We start from the raw sequence: 23,104 nt of genomic DNA, 5'->3' as shown, positions 1-23,104 counted from the left end.
GGTAATACCCCCAATAAATAGCGGTACTCAAAAGTAGAATTTTCTCGTAACCAGAACGCAGGAGATTTTACATGAAGACATCACGTTATTCGGACAGCCAGATCATCAGCATCTTGAAGCAGGCGGAGGCTGGCACGCCGGTGCCTGAACTGTGCCGGGAGCATGGAATGAGCAGCGCCTGCTTTTATCGGTGGCGTGCAAAATACGGAGGCATGGATGCCTCGCTGATGAGCCGAATGAAAGAGCTGGAAGCGGAGAATGCCCGGCTCAAGAAGATGTATGCCGATGTGCAGCTTCAGAATGATGTCATCAAGGAAGCCATGGCAAAAAAGTGGTGAAGCCGTCCCGACGTCGCGAGATGGCAAGAACTGCTGTCTGCAAGGGGCGGCTGAGTATCAGGGCGGCGTGCAGCGCCTTTTCGATCAGCGAGACATGCTACCGGTATAAACCGAAGCTCTCAGACGAGAATGCCGAGATCGCTGACTGGCTTGTCGGCATAACCGATCGTCAGCGCAACTGGGGTTTCAAACTGTGCTTTTTGTATCTACGCAACGTGAAGGGCTATGGCTGGAACCATAAGCGTGTGTACCGGGTCTACCGGGAACTGGAGCTGAACCTACGGATCAAGCCGAGGAAGCGTCTGTATCGGGAAAAGCCTGAGCCACTTTCTGTGCCTGAGGCGATCAATGATGTCTGGAGTATGGATTTCATGCATGACCAGTTGTTGGATGGTCGCAGCTTCAGGGCCTTCAATGTGATTGACGACTATAATCGGGAAGCCTTGGGCATTGAGATCGACTTCTCCTTGCCTGCGGCGCGTGTCATCAGGGCCCTGGACCACATCATTGAATGGCGCGGAGCACCCCTGGCCATTCGCTGTGACAACGGTCCTGAGTATGTCGGTCACCAGTTGGCAGAGTGGGCATCAAAACGCGGGATCGCCTTACAGTTCATCCAGCCAGGCAAGCCTCAACAAAATGCCTACGTTGAGCGCTTCAACCGGACAGTTCGCCATGACTGGTTGAACCAATATATCTTCGAGACAATTGCGGAGGTGCAGGCTGCTGCCACAGACTGGCTCTGGACTTATAACAATGAGCGGCCCAATATGGCGCTCGGTGGCATCACGCCAAAACAAAAACTGGCCATGGGCATGCCCATGGCCGCTTAAAGTATTCTACTTTTGAAGCCCTCTATTATTGGGGGTATTACCCCTGATCATGGCGCCAATTTGGCGCCATGATTTATTTAGGGCTGGTATTGTTTCCGGAAGGAAACGGAAGGCTGCTGGGCCGCTAGGGCCTCACAGCCTTCCTGTGTGTCAGCCAAGTTGATGGGGGTAACCGGGCTGGCACATCTTTATCTTATAGCTCGCGACAGCCCGTTTGTATCGAATTTCGTGCAGGGATCACTGATTAGTGACACGCGCCAAAGTTGATATTTTACAGTCAATGAAGAGGAGGTGGCCGGAACGCAGGGCTTGGATGGGTGTTCTGCGCTCCGGCCATCGGTCAGTACCCGAGGCAATATCGAAGGGCTGGTCCTTTTGCTGCGTCCAAGGGGTGGGAGGATATATGCAGCAAATTGAATCGTAGCGCCTTCGGGTGCGGCTAAGGGGGAAGCCGCTGCCTGACCGGCAAGTGTCTGATGCTATAACGAGCGGGCACGGATTTTTGGGAATGCGGGAGCTGATTTTATTTGCCGGAGGGGCAGGAGGCGGGTCGCATCGGCATCTCCGCCCACCACGCCCGGGGGCAGCGCGGACAGGCGGGGGAGATGCCTTGCAGTAAAACCCCATAGCCGGCTTGAGCGCGCGGCCCGTTCGGGGGCAACTGCCGATAAGCACAGTAGGCGATGCACAGGCCCTGGGGCCGAATGGCAACCGCGGGTGGCGCATTTGGGGGGGAGGAGGTGCGCGCCAGGTCCGGGGATTTGTGACGATGCCCATTTGGCCCACGGTGGCCCTGGTATGGATATCGGTTCACTCGTCCACCGCATTTATCGGTGTTGGTGCAATTAAGTTACGAATATCGTAATTATATGTCAATGCTAAAATTACAAAATACGAAATTCTGGCGCAGATGATCAGAATGCGTCCTGTCCGGGGCGGAGCTGGGCGCACGGGAAAGCTGACATCCAAAGGAGAAGGGTGGTCAGGAGGCCTTCGGTGGCGAGCGGCGCTGGTGAACCCACATGACAGCGGCCAGCACATCTGTGATGCGCACGATCTCCTGGCCGGCGCCTACCATATCGCCGCCTGGCATCAGGTCTGACAGCAGGCTGAAGCGCCAACTGGCGAAATCGGGATTGGGCGTGTCCGGTAGTGGCACCAGCCAGTCTTCGCCGCTCTCGGTCTTGGTATACTGCCTGAGCGCCCTGCGCCCTGCGCCCAGGTCCAGCAACAGCAGCGCACCCGGCGCCACCGGCGCATAGTGCCGTTTGGGATCGGCGGCAATCACCAGGCTCCCTGCGGGGATTTCACGCGCCATTGAAGTGTCGCCCATCACATAACAATAGAGGCCTTCCGGTGTGCCTGCGTCAGGCGGCAGGGGAACGCTCGAGAAAGTCATGTCATCGGGCAGGGGGGCGACGGTGCCTGTTCCTGTCAGGCTGCCAAGAAGCGGCAACCGGCCATCATTGCCGTCGTCAACCACGGTAGGTTCGCCCGCTTTCAGGCTTTCCAGAAGCGATGGTGCATTCATGCCCAGCAGCTGGCTGAGCGGTAGGATCTCGTGCGCCTGCACCCCGCGTGCGCCCTTGAGAATATCGGTCACCCGCGGCGCAGGCACCCCAAGGGCCTCCGCAGCATCCTTCAGCTTATACCCCCGGTCTTTGAGGGCGGCTCGTATCCAGTCTTGTTTTGGCATGTCAAGAACAATATTACGAATTTTGTAAAAAATGTCACGTGTTTTTTGCGATGCTGGCTTGCTAAAAATTACGAAGATCGTAATTATAGGCTCATGAATGAGTCGATATACATAAGAAGAGGCGCGTCTCACCGGCTGGGTCCGGCCAGACGCCGTCAGCAAACGGTCAGACGCTGTCAGCAAACGGAAAGAGGCCTTCCGCAACGGAATGGTCGCTGTGAAGTGTCGGTGGGCGACCTGCGCGGGCAGGAAAAGCCGAAGGGTCCAGTCACCTGCTTCATGGTGGTTCAGGAGGCAGCTGCCATCCTGGGCATCCTTGTGTGCCCATTTTTCCTGTCCCTTTGGGGAGGGCTCAGTGGCTGAATTTCCTGCCCTTCCCATTTTCACAGATGCCTATCTGGCCGATACGCGCCATCTGACAGCAGAAGAACACGGCGCTTACCTTCTTTTGCTGATGTGCGCATGGCGGACACGCGGCTGTGCCCTGAAGGATGATGACCGGTTTCTGGCGCGCACCGTTGGCGTGACGCTGCCGCGCTGGCGGCGGATCAGGCCCGTGCTCAAAGACTTCTTCACGGTTGAGGGTGGCCTCTGGCGTCAAAAGAAGCTGACGGAGGTTTATAAAGGGGTGGAAACCCGGGTGGCCCGGAACCGGGCGAACGGTGCAAAGGGGGGACGCGCGAAGGCAGCCCGTGCCAAGCCCGAGAAAGCCGCTAGCGACCGCCAGCCTGTCGCTAAAGCGAACAAGCTACCAACCAAAACCAGAATCCAAACACCAAAACAAAAGGCAGAAGAGGCCCAGGGTGCAGGTATCGCGGCAGATATCCCTGCAGATATTCCAGTGGCCGAAGTCGCTGCCGCCGCCGGGCTTGATAGTCTGGCTTTGGATGGGAGCGAACTGGTCAAATGGCTGTCGGCGGGGGCTGACCTTGGGCAGGATATCCTGCCAACGATTGAGCGCCTCTATAAAAGGCAAATGGCCCGTTCCGGCAGTGCGCCGGCGTCGCTGGCTTACTATGGCGCGGCCATTCTGGAAGCGCGCGACAAGCGGCTGAAGGCCCGAAAGGCTGGCGACGCCCATAATGAAGCCTTTCCCCCAACGCCGCCTAAAAGGCATTTCGATGCCTCATTGCCCGCAGACTGGCGTCTGTTCCTGGGGGACGCATCCAGCCGGTTCCGCGGTGACTATCTTGCGCGTCACTGGCGCATCGGGCCGGACCATCCGGTGTTTCTGCCCAGCGGGCTTGGGTGCGATCCGACCCTCAGGCCCAACCCATTGATTCCAAAAGAAATCGTTTCCGAATATGGCACGCGGTGGGGATGGGTGCTTCCATCCCCTGCGCAGGCTGGAAAAAAGACATCGTCACCACAGGAGGATATATGACCATGAAAACAAGGCCGCACCATTTGAAACCGGCCATCGCGCAGCGGTCACTGCGGGCTGCAGCCCTTGAGGTTTATGAAGAAGCGGTCTGTGCCTGTGCTGGTGCCAGTGCCAGCGTCGTGGCGGCACCCAAGCGTGAGGATATCTCCCCAAGGCTTGAGTTGCGCTTTGTTTCTGCCTGCTGGACGCTGCGCAGACTGCCGGACCGCGAAGCAGGCTTCCTGCGCATGCGTGGCGCCTTGTGGCCGGAGGCTGCAGCGGAACCCGGCACATATGCCCGTGAAAGTCTGACCAGTTTTCAGGCCCGCAGGCGCGTGCGGATCACCTCCATCGAGATTGACCAGATGCAGCCGACGCTGGACCTGCTTCTCTTGTTACCGGACATCGAAGACAGGCGGCTTCTTTTTTGGGCGGCCTGGCATCAGGATGGGGAGCGCAGTGCGCGCATCCCCTGGGCCAAGGTGCGGCGCAGCCTTGACGTGTCATGGTCGCGCTGGACGCTGAAACGTCGCTATGAGGCAGCGCTATTGTGGCTCGCGGGGCTCGTGGAATTGCAGGGGAGGCGGCGCTGACGAATGCTCCAGTGCTCGGTCTCCAAATAGGCCGTAGCGTCACCCCGCCTTGCTGTGTATAGTGTGGCCTTCATGTGGTTGCGGGTACTGGATTCATTTCAAACCGGTAGAAAATATGCTGAAGATTCTCATTTTCTCGGCCTTTCTTTTTAGTTCTTTTGCGGCCGCAATTGCACAGCAACCCGCCGCTGAGGGTGGTGGGTCTTCAGTTCCTGAACTGAAGGATCTGAAGCTGCAGCGCAGCGCCTATCCGGCGACCTTGTCGGCCGACTGCGATTATGTTGACGAACAATATACCATGTCCTGCAGCTTTTTTATCAGCCGGGTAGCCGTCCAGAAAAGCGACAAGCGTGTCAACGACATGCTACTCAGGATGTATAAGGATCGCACCCAGGAAGAATGGCAGGACCACCCCATTTGTGTCGCACCGGAAGTGAAGGATATCGAGCGCCATGTCAGGGTGCTGAAGTTTCAGAAGAAGATCAGCAGCACGGAAGAGCAGATGATCCGCAGGCAGGCGAAGCCAGCCATCAAATTCTGCGCGGATCCTACGCTTGACAACTATAAGGCTTACCTCGATGCGCTCGCGAACGAGATGAGCTGCAATATCACCACGACTGTGGAGCGCGCGACCATGCGCTATGATGCCGAGCGCCAGTCCTGGAGCGGCATCTATGAGCCAAAAAGCAAGCAGAAGCCGCTTACCGAATATGTGGTCAAGCTGGATTCGGTTACCGGGCAGGTGGGGCAACGGCTTATTTTTATGGTCGATCAGATCCTTCGGCCGCGCGGTGAAGGCAGGCCGCAGAGACTTAGCTACAGGGCCAAACGGTCTGACGAAAAATATTATTGCGGCTACGTGGACTGGTAAAAACGCCATTTGGCGCTGAATTCTTCGTTTCTTCACCAGTTTTTAACCCTCCATGCGAACAGTGAAGGCATGGACATACCTTCATCTCATAACGCTGCCGGGCAGTTTGAAGTCATGCTGGCCTACTGGCTTCGCCTCAAGGAAGAGGCGGGCGGTGTGCCGAAGCGCTCGAGTCTCAACCCTGTGCTGATCCGGGATATCCTGCCGCATGTCTTTCTGATCGAACAACAGGGGCCGGAGAACCTCCTTGTTCGACTGTCGGGCACGGCATTGGACGCGATTTCCCCCATGCCGATGACGGGTGCCAATTATCTGGACTTATGTCCCCCGGAGACGCGGTCATTCGTTTGGGACACCGCTGCGGCGGTTGTCAATCATCCCTGTGGACATCGGTTCAAGCGGGAAGCAACCTTCCAGAACGGCAAAGCACATGAGATCACCACACTGTCGCTACCGATGGTATCTGAAGACGGTGATTGCCGGTATATGGTGGGGGTATCAGCCAGTAAAACAGACCTGATGCCAGCCAACCTTCAGCCTGGGCGGTACGTGTCTGTCAAGATATTGCACAGCGAATTTGTCGATGTCGGCTTTGGTGTTCCTGTTGACGTGGCCGTGCCATCATAGCTCTATAGCTGCGATGCCCGGCTAAGCGGCACCAAGGCTCCAGACAAAAGCGCCACCGATTAGCGTGAAAAATGTGATCACCCCGACCAGTACCAAAAAGCCATGCGCCGGTCGCGCATTTGTGCAAGAGTGTTTCATGATGCTCTCCCAAGCCCAACTGACAGCACAGTACAAAAAAAAATCGATCAGGAAAAGACCCTGATATTAGTCGTCAAAAGTGTCGCCGTCTGAAATTTTAATGGCAGAATAAGTGGTTGTCGGAAATGCATTGCTTTCTGTCCGCCTTCTGTACGTCAATGTTTTAAGAAAAAGCTTGAATTTTAACAAAAAAACACTTGCGCCGACCCCGCTTGCTATTGCAGGGTAGGGATAGCCATAGTGACCGAATGTAGCTGGCCTCCAGGATCCTGAACCTGGGGCCAGCTTTTTCTTTTTCCGGTCAAACCAACGCTGATTTTCAAGCCAACGCTGTTTTTTGAACTTGTGCTGATTTTCAAGCCAACGCTGATTTTCAAGCTGATGCCGTTTTCAGGGTGATCCTGATTTCCGCCAAGTAGGGTGGTTACAACGCGCGCGACCCGCAGCACCTTACGTCCCGCTGAATCTATCAAGGGACTCAGGTAATCAAATACGTAATATGTCCCCGATATGTCCCCGGGATTGGCCCGAAATTGGCGCGGGATTGGCCCGGAAATAACAGACCGCGAAGGCAATCGGCCGTGTGTTCAGCCCTCAGGCAGGCTTGAGGGCCGCACTCATATGCAGGATTTCGCCTAGATGTAGGGCGCTCAAATCCCCGTCCAATTCCAGTTGATATCCATATCGGAAAGCGCGCTTTGGTACTCATCAAGGGTGATCAGCCCCATGCAGGCCGTTGCGCCGGTTGGCATGGCCGTGCTTGCGGTGAAGCGGTTCGCGAGCCGGTTCGCCAGAATGATGGCGGGCATGCAGGGGATGAAGGGGCCATCGCCCGACCGAGCCGTCAGGTCAAACCGCAGTTCTTTTGCCTGCCCATCCTCGGCCTTGCCCCGCGCCCGCAGGTAAAAGGCGCTGGTGTCAGTCCCGAGCATGTCAAACAGGAAGGATGCCCTCAAAAGCGTGCCGGCCCACGGCCGCAGGCTGCGCACCAGTCGCGCGCGCACCAGCCACGAAAGCCCCCAAAGCCCGATATGCAGGAACGGCAGCTCAAGCCCGGCGTAAAAGCGCTGGGTCTTCAGGCCCGGATAGCGCGTGGGGAACAGGCTGAGGTCAGGGATGTCGCAGTTGGAAAGATAGCGCGTCCCCACACCCGGGAAGCTGTGGGCATGCAGGCCCTGCCAGCCGTAGGCGGGTTTCATCTTACCGCCCTCAAGCCGGCCAAACGCCTTGCCAGTATAGCCCAATATAGCGGCGGTGGTGGCAAGCCCGCGCGTGGTGGCCTGGGCGGTGGTGATGCCGTAATCGATATGCTCAAGGCGCTCAAATTCTGGCATGCAGACGTCCATAACGGCGGATGAAAGTGCGGGTACCGAACTCGCTCCGCTGATCAAACTTACGCCCGCAGCCTTCGCCTCCGCGTCCAGCGCATCGATACCGCTTACAAACTCGCGTCCGTCGGCCAGATCAATATAGTGGCAACCGGCGCGGATGCAGGCGCGCGCCACGTCATATCCCTGTCCCTGAAAGGGGCCGGACGTGTGGATGACAATGTCCGGCTTCAGCGCCTCAAGCGCCGTGTCCAGATCTTCCGTGATATCCAGCCGCACGCCCTCAGCGCTGCCCTTTGCTTCAATCGCTTTCGCCATGAAGCGCGCCTTGGCTTCATGCCTGCCCGCAATGATCAAGTGCAGCGCCGGGTTTTCACCCAGCCTTTTTGCGATGAAGCGGCCAAAATTGCCGTAGCCGCCAATGATCAGCACGCGCTTAGCCATGGTCTGTGTCGTCCTCAAGTGGGGGAATGGCGCTGGTGTCGAAGCTGCCGCGATACTCGTAAACCTGTCCGAAAAGCGGGTGGTTGATATGCACGCACATATCGAACCGGTCGTCGCCCGTGATCCATTCCTCGGCCTCCACGCTGCCGATAAGCCAGCCAAGTGGCAGCGGGATATGGCGCCCGAACGCACACAGGGCATAGCCGTCATGGTGCAGCTTCACCCGGCCGCCCTCAAACGCGAAACGCACGCGCCAGCCAAGGCGGAATTTCATTTCCTCCACCAATCGGCTTCCCCCTGTTGGCACCATGCGCGAATGGAAGCGCCAGGGCTTCCCGCCCGGCAGGTGAAACAGCCGGTTGAAATGGAAGGCGCGGCTTGTGGCCTCGCTTTCGAAATCCACGGTTACGGGGATGTCTGTTGCGTTCACCAGCGGGATGCCGCCCATCAATCGCGACAGTGGCGCGAACAGGCGCAGTAGGGGGGAGGTGGTCACGCTCATGCTGCCGCTCACCCGGAAGCGCTCCTGGCTATAGGGTCGGTTCCTATAATGCTTTTTGAAGGGCGGTGGCAGCGCGTGCCACGCCGCGCCAAAGATGGCCTTAAATGTCGGTGCGTGGGGCGATATGGGTTTCAGCTCTGTCATAGCGCTTTGGCTACCATCAGATAGAAGACCAGCACAAGGCCGATGAAGGCTGGCCAGCCCAGGATGAACCAAAGGCGGAACAAGGTGTGATAGCGCTCGGGCGGGGGCGCGCCAGTTTGGGCAGCCAGTTGCAGCATGCGCTTCAGCCTGATCTGAATCCAAACCACCGGCAGCCAGCAAGCGCCCGCAAGGATATAAAGGCCGTAGGTGGCCATAAGCCAGGGCGCGTTCCAATCATATCCGCCGTTCACAACCAGCCAGGCGCCCGTGACGGGCTGCAGGATCACCGCGGGCAGGGTGAAAACCATGTCCGCCAGCACGGTGTTTCGGGCGGCATAAAGCTTCTGCTGGATGTCATCTGTGAAGTGGCTGCGCACCATAAAGAAGGCGATGCCAAGTCCGGTGCCGAACAGCACCGTGGCGCTCAGGATATGCAGGGTCTTGACCAGTGTGTAATCCATCTCAGGGCCACCCTACGCCCACGTGCGGTGCCGCCCAACCGCATTCGGCATGGCGCGTCGAAATGGCACAGAGTGAGGCCGCCGCTTCAGCACCGTCATTCGTGATAGAGCACGCTGGCGGGCCGAAGCTTCAGCACCCGTCGCACATGGCCCATCAGCATCAGCGCAGACACCAGCATGATCCCCGCCAGTACCAGCGGATAATAACCCATGGGCAGGACGGCCTGTTCCGCATGGTTTTCAAGATAGCGCATCATCAGCCACCATGTGGGCACAAGCGACAGCACCCCGCCGATGGCTACAGGCAGCAGCATTTTCCTCAGGAACAGCTGGCTTACGTCTCGCTTGCCGGCGCCCAGAACGCGCCGAAGCGCAATCTCCCGCGCCTTGGTGGCGGTATAGTGGCTGGCCATGCCGTAAAGCCCCGCAAGGCACAACAGCAGGCAGAAAGCGGCCATGGCAAGCACGGCGCTGGCCATGTTTTCCGTTTTGCGGTAGCGGTTCGCGATGGCGTCAGAGAACCAGTGCATGGTGGCTTCTTCCTCGAAATCCGGGAAGTGCTTCAGCCACAGGTCCTTCACTGCCTGCTTCAGCGCCGGGTCGTCCCGGTCTGCCAGAACCACGAACTGGGTGTACCAGCTGCCGAACAGCTCTGTCATGCCGTAAACCACCGGCATCTTGTGGCGGTATCCGCTGTCCTTGAGGTCGGGGATCACCGCCATGATGCGGTAGTCTGTTGTCTGGTCCGGGTCGCCATTCCTGCCCTTGTAAATACTGGTCAGTGTCTGGTTCAGCGCGGCCTCCGGGCTTTCGAACCCATAGGCCTTCACGCTGGCTTCCGGCAGCGCGACAACATTCTTGAGGCCTGTGAAATCCTCGTCCACCACTGCGATGGGGGTGATGTCGAAGCTTTCGAAATAGCTTGGCCCCACATCATTCATCACAGACTGCACAGGCCCGTCCATGCCTTCCGCCTTCAGGTTGAACATCATCAGGTTGCCGTCGAACGGCGGGGTGTGAATTTCATTGACCGTTTTCACGCCGGGAAGTGAGGCAAGCTCCTTGCGGAAGTCGTTCTTGAAGCGGGCGGACTGGCTCTCGTCAAACGGGGCGGGCACGATCATCACGCCGGTCACCCGCATGCCGCGGTCCAGTGTCAGATAATGGTCAAACTGGTGGTAAATCTGCCCGGCGGCGATCAGCGTGCCCACAAGCGCCAGCGCCTGAAGCCCCACAAGCACGCTCTTGATCCAGCCGCGCCCGCCGGTGACGGCGCGCTGGCTGTTGTGCAACAGTGTCTGCGGTTTCATCCGGCTCAGCTGCGCGATCATGGCGGCGGCGGTCAGCAGCGCGACCACAAGCGCGGCCAGGCTGCCTGAGGCCAACAGCGGTGCGCGGCCGGGCCCAAATATTGTCACCCCACCGTTCAGCAGCATGTCGGCAGACGTGGCCAGGTCAGCCGCGATCAGGATACCAAGGCCGTATGCGGCCAGCGCCACCACGCCTGCTTCCACAAGGAATACGCCCATCAGGTGCGCGCGGCTGGCGCCCGCAATGCGCCGGATGGCCACCTCGCGCCCACGCCCCAAATTCAGCGACGTGAACATATGCACGAAGTTGAAGCAGGCGGTAACCAGAAGCACCGCCGACATGATCAGCACAATCCGGCTCATGCGCGTGGATGTGGCGGGCTTCATGTCATTGTAGGCTTTTGAAAAATATTGCGCCCCGATCAGCGGGCTGGCGTTCATCTTGAAGGTGATGTTGCCGTGGGGCGGGCGCATGGTCGCGATATGGGTGGCGATATGGTCGGAAATCGCCGCGCCGTCCGCGCCCGGTGCGGCCCGGACATAGGTATAGGCCTCCGCCCCGGTGCCAAGCCCGCCGCCCTGCTTCATGCGTTCCTCGTTCCAGGGGATCAGAAGGTCAAGCTTGAACTGGCTGTTGGGCGGCAGGCGCTTCAGCACCGCACCCACCTTATAGTCAAACGACTGCTCCTTGAATGTGAGCGTCACGGTCTGGCCCATGGCGTCACCGCCGAACAGTTTTTCCGCCTGCCCGGCGGACAGCACAAGGCCCGATGGGTCGCTGAGCGCTTGCGCCAGGTCACCAGCCAGAACCGGGAAGGCCAACAGGTCCGCCATGTTGGGTTCCGCCATCATGGCGTCTGCCTCGAATGTGTCGCCTCGCCCGGTGGTGATCTCTGCCTGCAGGGGGTAAAGCCGTGTGGCGGCTTCAATGCCGGGCGTGTTTTCCTGCACCAGGGGGGCAACGCCCAACCCTGAGGCGGCGGATAATGAGAACACGCCTTCCTTGCCGTTCATCAGCCACTGTTCATTCACCCGGTACAGCCGCTCCGCGCCCGGGAGCCAGGCGTCAGAGCGCATGCCGTCATAGATATAGAGCGCGGCGGTGATTGTGACCGCGAAAGCGCCCGCCAGCCCCAGCACAGCAATCAATACACCCACAAGGTGCCGCCGCCACAGGCGCATGCTTGCCTTGAAAAAGCTGAATGATTTTTTCAACGGTAACTCCCCCATCCCGTCCCCGATACGCGAACTTTAGATATAAAGTAACATTTTTGGCAACAGGAAAATACAACCATTGGCCGGTGCCGGCACACCAATGACGCTCGACTTTTTGGGCATTTTGTGCTAGTAAAAATGGTAATATAACAACCCAGGAACAGCTTGGTGCGCCGCCTTTGTTTGGGCGCCAGCCAGGCCGTTGGGGGCGGGTTTCACATAGGGTTTTGGCGGGGGCTTTTGGCGTTCCGCCGTCTCTTGCAGTTCCGTTTTGCCGGGTTCCGGCACCTGCCATTCAATAGAGGTAATGCGTTCAAATGGCCGCCCGCCTATGGGCGGCCTCGCCGTGCAATCATCCAGGAGCTGAAATCATGACCCCGCCAGATGAACAAGGAACCGCCCCCGCCGCCGCACCAACTGAGGTCTGGCAGAAATCATACGGCAACCCCTGGCTGATCGCGGGCAAGCTGGCCCCCGCTGTGGGCGTGGCGGCCGAACCGCTGTTTGACGTGGTCAAGGCTGTCTCCTCCGGCGTTACTGCCATCTCTGGCGACGCGGCGGCCATCAAGGCCAAGCTTGAAGCCACCATTGGCTCTGAACTCACAGACAAGGCAGAGCAGGAATTCGCAAAACCGCTGGCGGATATCCAGAACATCACAGACAAGTTCAAGCCCGTGCGCGTGGTGGCGGAAGGCAGCCTTGAAGCACGCACGTTCGAATGGAATGTGGGGAACTTTTCAAAAGAGCTGCCGGCTACTGTCAAGCTCGCCACCTTCGCGCTGGACATGAGCGCCTCGGCCAGCATGGCCTTTGTGGTTGACGCCGCAGACACACCCGCGGCACCCGATAGCATCCCCGGCACCAGCTTCCACCTGACAGCACAGGGCCGTATCGGCGTGGGCGCGGAAGCGCAGGCCAGTTTTTCGGTCTTCAGCCTTGGGGCGTCGGCCAAGTTTTCCTACATGGAATCGGTTGATTTCGGCTTCAAGGTGGATGCCGCCAATGACGCGGCGGTGCCCATGCTTTTGGCCATGACGGCGGGGCTGACCCAGATCGGCTTCGATGTGACCGACTTTGAGGCCACGCGCAGCGCCATAGGGCTTTCTGACGGCTATGTGTCGCTTGAGACCATCACGCTTGAGCGTGGTGTCGATATGTCTGCGGCGGGCAACATTGCGGCCACCATTCCCTTTAAAGTGGGCAATGTGAAGTTCGGCATCAGCGCCAGCCTGGTGAATGCCAAGCAGGTTACCCTGGGTGTGACGCGCGAAGGTGCCTCGCTGATCGTGGAGCTGAATTCGGAAGAAAGCAGCGTCAAGACAGCAGGCTTCACCTTCGGCCTGTCTGTGGGTATTGCCGCGCTTGGCCAGGGTGTGTTGACGGAAATCCGCAACGGTCTTGGCGATGTGGGCAAGGGCCTGGACGAGGTTGAGGCTGTGGTCAACAAGGGGCTCGCCCTTGAAGACAAGCTCAATACCCTTCTGCCCGGCCAATATATTGAAAAGACCATCCTGGCCAAGCTGGCGGCGGACACGGATTTCAACACGCTTCTGGGCAAGCTTCTGGGCAAGCCCGAGGGCTGGACCGTGAGCGACATCGGCACCGACATCGGCACTTTCATCGGCGACAAGGCCGATGACGTGCTCGGGCTTTTCAAGAGCACGCCGCTTGGCCAGAACAAGGACCTGGCAGCCCTTGCAGAGCAGATCAAGACAGAGCTGGTCTCCCGCGCGGGGACGGAAATCAACGACCAGCTATCAAAGGTGGACACTGCGGTCACCGAAGCGCAGCAGGAGCTGATCTCCAAGGTGACTGGCGCCCTCAATAGCCTGGACACCAAGGTGCAGGCGGAAATCGCCAAGCTGCTGCATTTGAAGGACATCAACAATTTCGCCGACAAGGTTCTGGGCGTGATTGAAGATATCCGCGGCCAGCTGCAGAAGGTGACGGACTATATCTCTGACGATTCTTCCGAGCTGCTGGCCATCTCCATCGCGCGGCAGACAGAGAACAAGTCGCTCGTGACCGGGCTTGGCAAGTTCCAGTTCAGTCCCACGGCGGCAGACGGCACCAATACGCTTGCGGGCGCGGCGGTGGAATATAATGCGCTTCTGGCCCGGCCGCACGCCACGGTCCGTGGCTGGCTGAACCCAAGCATGGCCACGCTGCCAGACGGGGTGACCTTCCTTGAAGGGTCGCTCAAAGGCCTGTGGCAGCACACCCGCACAGACACGGCGGCCATTGGTTTCCTGAATATGGATTTCAACAGCGCGCTCACCGCCCAGTCGGGTGTTTCCGTGGTGCGCCTGCCGTCCGGTATCCAGATGGTGGCCACAGCCGATGTCACGCGGGTGAAGAAAAGTTGGTGGGGTACCCGCACTTTCGATATCAGCGCGGCGTCCACTTACGCGATGGACCGCGCGGCAGATGAAAACACTGACGGTATGAAGTTCACTCTGACCTCCATGGAGGGCGGCGACGCGGAGAAGGGTGAGATCACGGCGGCAGAGATGCAAAGCTATCTGACCCGTCTTGTGGGCATCAAGCTTGTCCCTCAGGATCGCGCGCAAGCCATGATTGATTACGGCAAGGCGAATGGCCCAGGCGAGGAGTTCGAGGTGCTGCTGTCGTTCGATCAATCCAGCGCGGATGCCTTCTGCACGGCCATGAACGCCCAGTATGCAGTCGCTGTGGACTGCGCGGCCAAGGCGCTGCTGGCGAACCATAAATATCTGCGCGCCTACATGGGCCAGTTGTTCGGGGCCGATTGGGAAACCGCGCTGCAGCCAGAGCAGCAGGTGAACAAGTTCCTGAACGCCGGCTTCTTCCAGATTCAGGATATGGCCAATGATATCTCCGCCAGCCCCGCGAACGCCGCGCAGGTGGTCAAGACCTTCCAGAACCTGCAGGAGATGCCCGGCAAGCTGGCGAACGCCTTCGGCGCCCTGGGCCAGATCGTGACCACCAAAGGCCTGACGAAGGACCAGCTGGCGGCCAAGGTCGCGCTTTATACCAAAGGCCTGACGCCCTGGAACAACCCAACCTACGGCGGCAATTATGTCGCGAGCGACGTGACAGTGTCTTTCTTTGATGCGCTGATCCGTTTTGCAAGCGCCGCCCCCGGCGTGGAACTGCCGGTGTCGGTGCTGAAATACCGCCAGCAGGCAGGCGGCCCGGTTCAGTTCTTCTAAGGGAAACATGCCAGAGCATATCGGGAGGCAGGCGGGTTTCCGTCTGCCTTTCGTTTAGAAGCCCGCCCCTGACGCGTTTTTGACTTGAGCGCATCCCGCATTTCGGCTTTAGTCCGCCAAAACCCGACAAAAAGATTAGGGATGATTATGCGAGGACTATTGATCGCGCTGGCATTTGTACTGGCGCCAGTTGCGCACGCGTCTCAGGCGCCTGCGGAGGACGGTTATTACCTTCACTGGAACCGTGACCACACCGAGCGCGCCCCCCGCCCCGTCTATCCGCTGACGGATGAGGAAGCGCGGGTGATGGACAGCTATTTCCTTGATTATGAAAACGGCTACCTTGAAAAGGTAACCTTCTTTCACGGCGGCAAACCCAGCCCGCATGGCGACTATGGCGCCCATGCCTTGGTGCGGCGTAAAACGGATACGCTGATTACCGAATGGTTCGAAAACGCAGCGGGTGAGCGCGTGGTGAATTCAAACGGCGTTTGGGAAGTGCGCTATGTATGCACGGGCCATGGCTATTGGACCACCAAGATCACGCTGGGGCCGGACGGCCAGCCGGTGAACGTGGGCGGCTATGCCAAGCTGATGGTCACGCGGGACCGCAAAGGTCGTCGGGTGCATGAGATCCGCTTCGATGCGGCTGGCGAGCAGGTTGCGGAACATAACGGTTTTCCCATGGCCTTCTTCGCCTTCGACGGCAATGACTTCGCCACCTACCGCCAGAACCAGGCGCCGGATGGCACGCTGATGAACGGCGAAAACGGCTTTGCCGAGGTGCGCTTCCATTTTGACGCGCAGGGCAACTTCCTGTCTGAGCAGGTGTTTGACGCAGATGGCAAGCCGAAGAATTTCCCCTCTGGCTTTGCAGATATCCGCTACAGCAATTTTGACCGTTTCGGCCGCCCGCACCGGGTGGACGTGAAAACGGAAACCGGCGAACCGTTCGGTGACATGCCAGTGATTGAACGCAGCTACCTGCCATCTGGCCAGCGCGCCGGGCAGCGCTACTTCAAGCTGGACGGCACACCGGGTATGGACGGCAGTGGTGCGCATGAAGTGCGGTTCATTTATGACGACACGGGCAAGCGCACCGGCATCAAGCGGTTTGACGTGAGTGGGGCTGAGATCAAGGCTGAATAGTGCGGATGTTTGGGCTCTGGTAGCTCTTGGCTAAAAATTACGAAAATCGTAAAAAATAGCTTGCACCCTATTCGGCGTTTCGCTATAGTCATTGGCTGGGTGTGTGGGCTTGCGCTGGCGTGGCATTTCATGGGCGCGGATATTCTGGCGTGGCTTCGCCTTGCCTTCTTTCCCGACATGCCCGCCCCGCCCACGCTTTCGGGGTCAGAGACGTTGGTGACGGTGCTTCTGTCCATGCTGGGGCTTGGCGGCTTGCGCACGGTTGAAAAGCTGAAGGGCGTCAGCCGCGAGAAGTGGCGTGGGTAAAGAAGATGATCAGGATTAGCGGTTCTGTTGGCCGAGGCGGCAAGAATAGTGTGCCTGATGTGACGCTTGTGCAGGCAGCGCTCACGGTTTCGAGTGGCACAGATTTTAACGGCAAGATTGGGGTGCGTCAGAATGATCAGTTCTTTCGCGCTCTGGCGCGATTTCTGGCGAAGCATGCTCCGGAGGAGGGAAGCTTGCTCCTCCCCAATGGCAAGGGCATTGTTGCGCTGAATAATGCGCTACCAGACCGTTTCAAGGCGCTGAAAGTATGGCGATCAAGCAATATTGCTTATCTGGATAACACGGCAGCAAAGGTGCTTACCTGGAAGGAGGGCCAACACCCCCTGCCGCACAAGCAGACGGCAGACCTGCTGCGAAGTATCAATAGGTGGGATTTCGCGCGCAAATTCGGGCTGGATATTGCGGATGTGGATACGACACCTGATGGCAGCTTTCGGGTGCGCCTTGCGTTCACCCGGGGTCAGTTCCTTGATCCGGACACCGGGCGTCTGGTGAATATGACGCCAGCCATACAGAAACGGACGATTGAGAATCTCCTTGTTCAGGAATGGAAGGCTTCATCCCGGACTGCATTGGTGTTTGTCACACGTGCAACATGGCCAATCTTGGCCCGGTCCAGGGAAGCAATACAGGAAGAGTTGGAATTGGTGGGGCTAAAAAGGCGGCCATCGAACCGGGTGTTAAAGCAGTGTAGTAATGCCTTATCGGCAGCAGCCTTTCATGAAACCCTGGATGTCGAGACACGCAAGACCCTGACTCAATGTTTTGGTGCCGAGGGGCGGCAGATTGAGGCCAAAATTCTCGCCCGGGAAGGAGCGTGTCAAAACCTGAAGAGCAGTTGGCGTAGCTTGATGGCGCGGCATGTGAATCGTTTGGAGGCGCTGATTTCCATAGCGCAGCAGTTTAACGAAGCCTATTGGGAAAAAGCGGGGCTGTCCCTGACGGCCCGTCAGCTCGATGCCCGGAATTTGGTCCAGGCCGCCGGAAACGTACCTGCCGGGGACCTCGCCAAATTCTTTAGCGATATTAAGAACGGCAAGGGCGCTAATGAAGCTGCACTTGACCTTTTGGGGTCAAGGGACGGTTTGGGGGTAGTCGCTGAGGCTGCCGAAGAGGTTGGTGCAAAAACCACTGCGCGGCTGGCCCGCATTCTTGATGTGGCGAAGCTGGCCAAAGATACGAATGAAGTTTTCTGGCGGAGCGTTGAGGTTACCAAGCTTCGGGTTGCCGATATCCCGAGACTGGAGGAGGAAAAGCTACGGCTCTGGATCGCATTCTATAATGCCTTCGCCGACTTTGACGCAGAGGTGAAAGAAACACGGACCTTGCTGCTGGGCTTTCGGGCAAACGGCTGCAAAACACCGCCCGAGGCAGCGACATTGCCCGACGTTTGGAGGCAGGTTCTCTTGAAGGAATATTATTTCGCGCGCTTTGAATATCTGAAGGAAGAGGCGCAGCAGCATTGAAACTGCCGCCCGCCTATTGGCAGTACCTCATGGGCTAATTTCCTACCGGAAGCTCTCGGCTGTCAGGAAAGGACAGCGATAGAGATTGATGTCCTGGCGCGGCAGGTCTCCTGCCAGGACCGGTGTGTCATCAGCCATATATTTGAGCTTCACCACCTGCCGCATCCAGAAGCCCAACTTGTCGCTGATCTTTTCAAAGTCTGCTTCCGGGTAGGCTTCACCCCACTGTGCCATACGGTACAGGGTGATATATTGAAGCTCGTCAAGCGCTTTCTGGTTGGGGTGGGTGTCGTTCTGTTTCAAAAGGCAATAAAGAAGGTCCCGCCGCTTTACGCCTTCTTGGCCTTGCAGCAGGACCAAAGCCTTTTGGGCGCGTAGCAATTCTTCCTCGCGACTGGTGTTGAGCGGCCCCTCTTTGGCTCGCGCGTCGCGATAGGATGGGTCTAGCATCCAGGCGATTGCTGTCTCTGCATACGAAACGTCGCTTGAGCGGAGCGCCACCTTCAGCAGCCATTCGAGCGCATAGGTTTTGCCAAGCGGATGCGGGATGCGCCCGGCACGCAGGCTTTCCGCAACCTTGCGACCTTCTTCCGGCCCCTTCATGAAAATTTCTACCAGCGTGTCGGCGCTGCCTTCGGCGAGACGTGCTTTCATGTCATCTTGCGCCATGATTTTCTCAATGGCGGCCTTCAGCCCTTCCGGCTCATAGAGTTCGTGCGGAAGCAGTTGCACAGGGCCGAGTATCGGTGGGTCGATTGTCTTGATATGGTCGCCGCCCAATTCCCAGGACTTGGAAATGATCAATTTGTCGCCTTGTGGGCCTGCGGGGTTGGTTGCTTCCACACGGCGACTGTTCTCTATCAATGTTTCCATCAATTCGAAGTCAGGCATCGCCTGAATGTGCTCGATCAACATTTTATAAAGTGAAGGCCCAGCCTGATAGGCGCCCCAAACTTCCGGGGGCTGATTTTCCGGCGTGTCCGCGACAGCGGTGCTGCAAAAGCAAAAAGCCCCAAGGATCAGTCCTATCAATTTCGCTCGCACGTGATTCCCCCTAACTGCGACCAACGCGCTGCTACGCTATCAATCTTTGAGGGAAATTAACAACAAGAAAGTGAACATACCATGAACAGATTCGAGGAAAAGAACGGGGTGGGGTGGCCGTCAAGACCAGAGGACGCCAATCACTCTAAATACGGGTTAATCCCCACCCGGCAGGCTGTGGTGATATTTTTATTATGGTTGTAAAAGTACCACCAAAGATATGAACAAAGCCTTAGCGAGAATGCTTAATATTCGTTAACCCTGCGGTGGTTAGAAGTTTTTCAGAATGATCAATTTTTTCTGCAGAGCCTGCCGTGTGTGTTCAAAGGCAATGTGCAGGTCGAAATACAGCTCGTTCAGCCCTTCAGAAGCTCGCCATACTCCCGGAAAGGTATCCCAGTTAACGACCTCCATCTCGTCATAGATGGCGTCATATTGGTCACTGATATCCACATCCGCTTCTTCGCCCGTCAAGTGGCGCTTCACCAACACTTCAAGGCTTACCCTATCCACCGGTTTCTTGATACAGTCGGTCATGCCTGCACCAAGATAAACGCTGTTTTCTGGGCCTGACATTTTGGTGGTGACCGCGATGATCGGCAGCGGAGATCTGTTGGCTTCAGACTCAAGCGCACGCAGCCGTTTCGTGGCCTCGACGCCGTTCATCTTTGGCATCATGATATCCATGAAAACCATGTCGTACCGGCCAGCTTCAAAGGCCGTGACAGCCTCTTCGCCGTTCATGACATGGTCATAGGTGATGCCCATTTCATCAAGGGCACGGCCCAGGATCTTTGCCATAACTGGCATATCATCCACAACAAGGGCATGGCGAGTTACTGAGGCTTCCTGGCTGGAAGGGCGGCTTTTTTCAGGCATCAGCGCGGTATCACGCATTTTGAAATTGCTCCTGCAAATTCACGTCTCTGGTTACTTAAAACATTGCCTGAATTTGCGGCAGCGGTTCTGCCTTTTCTTTGCCTGGCATTTTTATGCCGAACATTCCTAACCAAAAAGTTAACGGTACAATTTTAGCGATACAGACTCGCGCAGCCTACATATTCTGCAGCAACACCAGCTTTTTCCTGAGCGCGTGCTGGGCGCGTTCAAAGGCGATATGAAGCTCATGGAACGTGGGCAGCGCTCCAGCGATATCGCCCTTCTTTCCCATGATCTCCAGCTTTGCGGCCAGGTCGGAAACCGCTTCGGCGCCAAATACCTGGCTGGTGGATTTGAACTTGTGGGCGTGGAACTGCACGCCTTCCGCATCTCCCGCCTCGATCGCCTGACCCACGGCTGCCAGAAGGTCCGGCCCCGCCACCAGATAGTCTTTGAGGAAATGCTTGAACTTGTCTTTCAGGATCGCCCGATATTCATTGAGTGTCTCCCAGTTCAGGATATCAAGCTCATCGCCTTGATAGAAAGTCTCTTCACTGTCATCCGTGCCTGCGTTTTCCTGCTGCTCAGAAATGCCCAGATGCTCTTTCATGACGGTGGCGAGGTTTAACCGGTTGATCGGCTTCTTCACCACCCCGCTCATGCCTTCGCTCAGATACTGATCGATGTCGCGTTCCGAAACCTTTGCTGTGACGGCAATGATGGGAAGATTTTTATAGTGCGGGCTCAGCTTCCTGATTTCTTTCGTCGCCCGCACGCCGCCCATCTTGGGCATCAGGATGTCCATTAATATCAGGGCATAGTCGTGCTCGCGCGCAGCCTCAATCGCTTGCAGGCCGTCGCACACGCGGTCGTGCTGCACGGAAAAAGCAGCCAGAAGTTTTTCGATGATCTGGCCCATTACCGGGTTGTCTTCCACAACAAGGATGCGGGCGCCGCCCACGTCGGGCATAGCAATTTCAGCCGTGCTCGTCTTTTCCGTTATTGGTGATGTCTTTTTGGTGTCGTCCTGCATGATCGGCCTGAATGCTTTTGGCTTTCGCTGGTGCGCTGAACAATCTTTGCCGGCAAGGTATCACGAAACGGTTAACATGCCCATTACTCCGTTCAGCCTTCATTCATGCCTTGCATCCGATCCTGAAAAAGGACAAGCATGACAACTGAGGAAAGCGCAGTTAAGGGCAGGAAAGGGTGGCTTATGAAAAAGCTTTTTACACTGGTGATCGCGGCATTGGCGCTGGCGTCCTGCACCGAGGCTGGTTCCGGTGATACGGCGCCCGCGCGCGACATCAGCCCATTCGATTATATCACGCTCAGCCGTACGGCGTGCTTTGGCGCCTGCCCAGTTTATGACATCACGCTCCAGGGCGATGGCCGGGTTACCTATCATGGCGGTCGCTTTACCAAGCTGCAGGGCCAGCACAGCGAAACATACAGCGCTGGCCGCTTCCTTGAGGTGTTGAGCATGCTTGAAATGCGCGGTTTTGCCGATTTTGACGATGCCTATACCCGCAATACCTGCCAGCCCTGGGCGACGGACCACCCGACAGTGAAGATCGAACTGAAATCGGCGGCAATGTCCAAAAACCTGGAATGGTATACCGGTTGCCGCGGCATCAAGGAGCGCGCGCAGCTTGAAGGCCTGGTGAATGAGCTTGAGCGCATCCTGGATGTCGATCGCTTTATTGGCACGCCGGATGAGCGGAAGCCAAAGCGCCGCTGACACTTTTTTGCGGGCCCTGTGAACCTTTCCGCATTCTTCTGCGTTTAAAGGGAAAGACCGGATCGCGACAGCTAAGCAAACAAAAGGCACATGCGGGAAACCGCCTGTGCCTTTAATTTTGATGGTCTCGCCTTTTCCTGAAGGCGCCATTCATTTTCGGTTCAGGGCCGTTCCTGCATAACGGGGTCATAACAAAGCGAAATCCACGACAGCAACCAGTGGGGACATAGCATGACCTTCGTGAATGAGATTAACGGCGACTATGTATTTGACGGCTCCGGCATCGACAGCTTTTTCCGCGGCGGTGACGGCGACGACTTCATGGTGGGCGGCTCCGGCGACGATTATCTGATCGGCGGCTACGGCAATGACTTTATCGTAGGCGGCGGCTTTTCCGATGGCTACACACAGCATATCGACTGGTATGGCGACAAGACCTTCTTCGCCCCGGTTGATTATGACGGCCCCACAGCAGAAGGCGCAGACACCCTTATCGGCGGCGCGGGCGACGATACCCTTATCGGCGGCGGTTGGGACGATGGCGCGGTCAATGACAACGGCTGGTATGACTATGGTGAAGAGGTCTCTGCTGACGCCTTTATCGCCATCTATCCCTATGACTATCCAGACAATGTTATCTGGGCCGGCAGCGGCAACGATGTGGCTGTGGGCGGCAATGCCAACGACATCATTGGTGGCGGCTCTGGCGATGACGACATCTTCGGCGCGGGTGGCAGGGATATCATCTTTGGCGGCTGGGGCAATGACACTATCGATGGCGGTTCTGGTGACGATGACATCTATGCAAGCGACGGCGATGACCTTGTCTATGGCGGAGACGGTGTGGACTGGATTTATGGCTCCTCGGGGTATGACGATATTTTCGGCGGCGCGGGCAGTGATGTGATCTTCGGCGGGTCTGGCGATGATGTGATCGCAGGCAATAGCGGCAATGACGAAATATACGGTGGCAGCGGCCGGGACACCATCTGGGGCGATGACGGCGACGATGACATCTTCGGCGGTGCGGGCAACGATGTGCTCACCGGCGGATTCGGCGAAGACTATTTCTATTTCAAGGACGGCCAGGGCGACGACACCATCACCGACTTCGATATCTGGGAAGACACGCTGGTTCTGACCGGCGTCTGGGACATCCAGAATTTCGGCGATCTTGACTATTATAGCTTCGAGACCTGGGTGGACGGCGAATATGGCCTGTTGATCGAGACCACGGCTACAGACAGCATCTTCCTTGAGGGCGTAACCAGCTATGACCTCAACTTTATGGACGTGATTTTTTAGGCCTCCCAAGAAGCATTACTCCATTCCCTCTAGAGCAACCTCGGCGCCGCATCCAGCGGCGTCTTTTTTTGTGCCTGGTGGGGATCGTGTGTCACGAACGTTTAAGTTGACGGGCTGTTCGGCGCTGCGGTAGAAGGCT

Annotated in this window: 20 protein-coding genes; 11 read left to right on the top strand and 9 right to left on the bottom strand. The window is 57.5% G+C overall.

Features of this window, described 5'->3' with window-relative positions; all coding sequences use genetic code 11:
* The first annotated feature begins 71 nt into the window (after window positions 1-71).
* Window positions 72-1,171 (top strand): IS3 family transposase gene (locus KORM41_RS15025; RefSeq protein ID WP_231727289.1). Its coding sequence is split into 2 segments (ribosomal slippage): window positions 72-333 and window positions 333-1,171, totalling 1,101 coding nucleotides; the frame shifts between segments, so codons are not numbered across the junction.
* Between the two features lie 982 nt (window positions 1,172-2,153).
* On the opposite strand, the gene KORM41_RS15020 is transcribed toward KORM41_RS15025, so the two are convergent.
* On the bottom strand, window positions 2,154-2,867 hold the full coding sequence (locus KORM41_RS15020; RefSeq protein WP_156432000.1) for a helix-turn-helix domain-containing protein: 714 nt from the start codon (window positions 2,865-2,867) through the stop codon (window positions 2,154-2,156).
* Window positions 2,868-3,222: 355 nt separating this feature from the next.
* Here KORM41_RS15020 and KORM41_RS15015 point away from each other — a divergent pair, with 355 nt between their 5' ends.
* The 4 genes from KORM41_RS15015 to KORM41_RS15000 all read left to right on the top strand — a co-directional run bounded on the left by KORM41_RS15015 (window position 3,223) and on the right by KORM41_RS15000 (window position 6,321).
* Entirely contained in the window at window positions 3,223-4,251 is a 1,029-nt protein-coding gene (locus tag KORM41_RS15015) for a YdaU family protein (RefSeq protein WP_068149890.1), read from the top strand.
* On the top strand, window positions 4,248-4,823 hold the full coding sequence (locus tag KORM41_RS15010; protein ID WP_068149887.1) for a hypothetical protein: 576 nt from the start codon (window positions 4,248-4,250) through the stop codon (window positions 4,821-4,823). The genes KORM41_RS15015 and KORM41_RS15010 overlap by 4 nt, the downstream gene beginning before the upstream one ends.
* 115 nt (window positions 4,824-4,938) lie before the next feature.
* Entirely contained in the window at window positions 4,939-5,694 is a 756-nt protein-coding gene (locus tag KORM41_RS15005) for a hypothetical protein (RefSeq protein WP_068149883.1), read from the top strand.
* A gap of 69 nt (window positions 5,695-5,763) precedes the next feature.
* Complete coding sequence (locus KORM41_RS15000; protein ID WP_068149879.1) at window positions 5,764-6,321, top strand: PAS domain-containing protein; 558 nt, start codon at window positions 5,764-5,766, stop codon at window positions 6,319-6,321.
* 353 nt (window positions 6,322-6,674) lie between these two features.
* On the opposite strand, the gene KORM41_RS14995 is transcribed toward KORM41_RS15000, so the two are convergent.
* The 5 genes from KORM41_RS14995 to KORM41_RS14975 all read right to left on the bottom strand — a co-directional run bounded on the left by KORM41_RS14995 (window position 6,675) and on the right by KORM41_RS14975 (window position 11,863).
* Window positions 6,675-6,908: a hypothetical protein gene (locus tag KORM41_RS14995; protein WP_068149877.1), complete on the bottom strand. Its 234-nt coding sequence runs from the start codon at window positions 6,906-6,908 to the stop codon at window positions 6,675-6,677.
* 201 nt (window positions 6,909-7,109) lie between these two features.
* On the bottom strand, window positions 7,110-8,231 hold the full coding sequence (locus KORM41_RS14990) for a saccharopine dehydrogenase family protein (RefSeq protein WP_068149875.1): 1,122 nt from the start codon (window positions 8,229-8,231) through the stop codon (window positions 7,110-7,112).
* Window positions 8,224-8,877: a DUF4166 domain-containing protein gene (locus KORM41_RS14985; protein ID WP_068149872.1), complete on the bottom strand. Its 654-nt coding sequence runs from the start codon at window positions 8,875-8,877 to the stop codon at window positions 8,224-8,226. Before KORM41_RS14985 ends, KORM41_RS14990 begins: the two co-directional genes overlap by 8 nt.
* The gene (locus KORM41_RS14980; protein WP_068149869.1) at window positions 8,874-9,338 is read right to left on the bottom strand and encodes a DUF2269 family protein; all 465 of its coding nucleotides are present in this window, start codon (window positions 9,336-9,338) and stop codon (window positions 8,874-8,876) included. The genes KORM41_RS14985 and KORM41_RS14980 overlap by 4 nt, the downstream gene beginning before the upstream one ends.
* Before the next feature lie 95 nt (window positions 9,339-9,433).
* Window positions 9,434-11,863, bottom strand: a complete 2,430-nt coding sequence (locus KORM41_RS14975; RefSeq protein ID WP_068149866.1) for an FtsX-like permease family protein — start codon at window positions 11,861-11,863, stop codon at window positions 9,434-9,436.
* A gap of 371 nt (window positions 11,864-12,234) precedes the next feature.
* On the opposite strand from KORM41_RS14975, the gene KORM41_RS14970 reads away from it, so the two are divergent.
* The 4 genes from KORM41_RS14970 (at window position 12,235) to KORM41_RS14960 (ending at window position 17,996) form a co-directional block, all read left to right on the top strand.
* Window positions 12,235-15,054 (top strand): hypothetical protein, encoded by a 2,820-nt coding sequence (locus KORM41_RS14970; protein WP_068149863.1) that lies wholly within the window; start codon window positions 12,235-12,237, stop codon window positions 15,052-15,054.
* A gap of 147 nt (window positions 15,055-15,201) precedes the next feature.
* Entirely contained in the window at window positions 15,202-16,203 is a 1,002-nt protein-coding gene (locus tag KORM41_RS14965; protein WP_156431999.1) for a hypothetical protein, read from the top strand.
* A gap of 60 nt (window positions 16,204-16,263) precedes the next feature.
* Entirely contained in the window at window positions 16,264-16,509 is a 246-nt protein-coding gene (locus KORM41_RS21895; RefSeq protein ID WP_231727288.1) for a hypothetical protein, read from the top strand.
* A gap of 5 nt (window positions 16,510-16,514) precedes the next feature.
* Window positions 16,515-17,996, top strand: coding sequence for a hypothetical protein (locus KORM41_RS14960; RefSeq protein ID WP_068149857.1), 1,482 nt, complete (start codon window positions 16,515-16,517; stop codon window positions 17,994-17,996).
* Between the two features lie 42 nt (window positions 17,997-18,038).
* On the opposite strand, the gene KORM41_RS14955 is transcribed toward KORM41_RS14960, so the two are convergent.
* The 3 genes from KORM41_RS14955 to KORM41_RS14945 form a co-directional block, all read right to left on the bottom strand.
* On the bottom strand, window positions 18,039-19,040 hold the full coding sequence (locus tag KORM41_RS14955) for a hypothetical protein (RefSeq protein ID WP_068149853.1): 1,002 nt from the start codon (window positions 19,038-19,040) through the stop codon (window positions 18,039-18,041).
* Between the two features lie 270 nt (window positions 19,041-19,310).
* Entirely contained in the window at window positions 19,311-19,937 is a 627-nt protein-coding gene (locus tag KORM41_RS14950) for a response regulator (RefSeq protein WP_068149849.1), read from the bottom strand.
* A gap of 157 nt (window positions 19,938-20,094) precedes the next feature.
* Window positions 20,095-20,952, bottom strand: coding sequence for a response regulator (locus KORM41_RS14945; protein ID WP_068149847.1), 858 nt, complete (start codon window positions 20,950-20,952; stop codon window positions 20,095-20,097).
* A gap of 183 nt (window positions 20,953-21,135) precedes the next feature.
* Between KORM41_RS14945 and KORM41_RS14940 the strand changes: the two genes are divergently transcribed.
* Window positions 21,136-21,660: a DUF6438 domain-containing protein gene (locus tag KORM41_RS14940; RefSeq protein ID WP_156431997.1), complete on the top strand. Its 525-nt coding sequence runs from the start codon at window positions 21,136-21,138 to the stop codon at window positions 21,658-21,660.
* A 231-nt stretch (window positions 21,661-21,891) separates the two neighbouring features.
* Window positions 21,892-22,965: a calcium-binding protein gene (locus tag KORM41_RS14935; protein ID WP_068149841.1), complete on the top strand. Its 1,074-nt coding sequence runs from the start codon at window positions 21,892-21,894 to the stop codon at window positions 22,963-22,965.
* Window positions 22,966-23,104: the final 139 nt, after the last annotated feature.

It is taken from the genome of Kordiimonas lipolytica (genome assembly GCF_001550065.1).
This window is presented reverse-complemented; position numbering and strand designations above follow the sequence as displayed.

Coding starts and splice junctions, on each gene's coding strand:
- KORM41_RS14935 (WP_068149841.1), top strand. CDS start 21,892: ATGACCTTCGTGAATGAGATTAACGGCGACTATGTATTTGACGGCTCC.
- KORM41_RS15005 (WP_068149883.1), top strand. CDS start 4,939: ATGCTGAAGATTCTCATTTTCTCGGCCTTTCTTTTTAGTTCTTTTGCG.
- KORM41_RS14945 (WP_068149847.1), bottom strand. CDS start 20,952: ATGCAGGACGACACCAAAAAGACATCACCAATAACGGAAAAGACGAGC.
- KORM41_RS14985 (WP_068149872.1), bottom strand. CDS start 8,877: ATGACAGAGCTGAAACCCATATCGCCCCACGCACCGACATTTAAGGCC.
- KORM41_RS14965 (WP_156431999.1), top strand. CDS start 15,202: ATGCGAGGACTATTGATCGCGCTGGCATTTGTACTGGCGCCAGTTGCG.
- KORM41_RS14950 (WP_068149849.1), bottom strand. CDS start 19,937: ATGCGTGATACCGCGCTGATGCCTGAAAAAAGCCGCCCTTCCAGCCAG.
- KORM41_RS14980 (WP_068149869.1), bottom strand. CDS start 9,338: ATGGATTACACACTGGTCAAGACCCTGCATATCCTGAGCGCCACGGTG.
- KORM41_RS14970 (WP_068149863.1), top strand. CDS start 12,235: ATGACCCCGCCAGATGAACAAGGAACCGCCCCCGCCGCCGCACCAACT.
- KORM41_RS14960 (WP_068149857.1), top strand. CDS start 16,515: ATGATCAGGATTAGCGGTTCTGTTGGCCGAGGCGGCAAGAATAGTGTG.
- KORM41_RS15000 (WP_068149879.1), top strand. CDS start 5,764: ATGGACATACCTTCATCTCATAACGCTGCCGGGCAGTTTGAAGTCATG.
- KORM41_RS15010 (WP_068149887.1), top strand. CDS start 4,248: ATGACCATGAAAACAAGGCCGCACCATTTGAAACCGGCCATCGCGCAG.
- KORM41_RS15020 (WP_156432000.1), bottom strand. CDS start 2,867: ATGCCAAAACAAGACTGGATACGAGCCGCCCTCAAAGACCGGGGGTAT.
- KORM41_RS14940 (WP_156431997.1), top strand. CDS start 21,136: ATGAAAAAGCTTTTTACACTGGTGATCGCGGCATTGGCGCTGGCGTCC.
- KORM41_RS14990 (WP_068149875.1), bottom strand. CDS start 8,231: ATGGCTAAGCGCGTGCTGATCATTGGCGGCTACGGCAATTTTGGCCGC.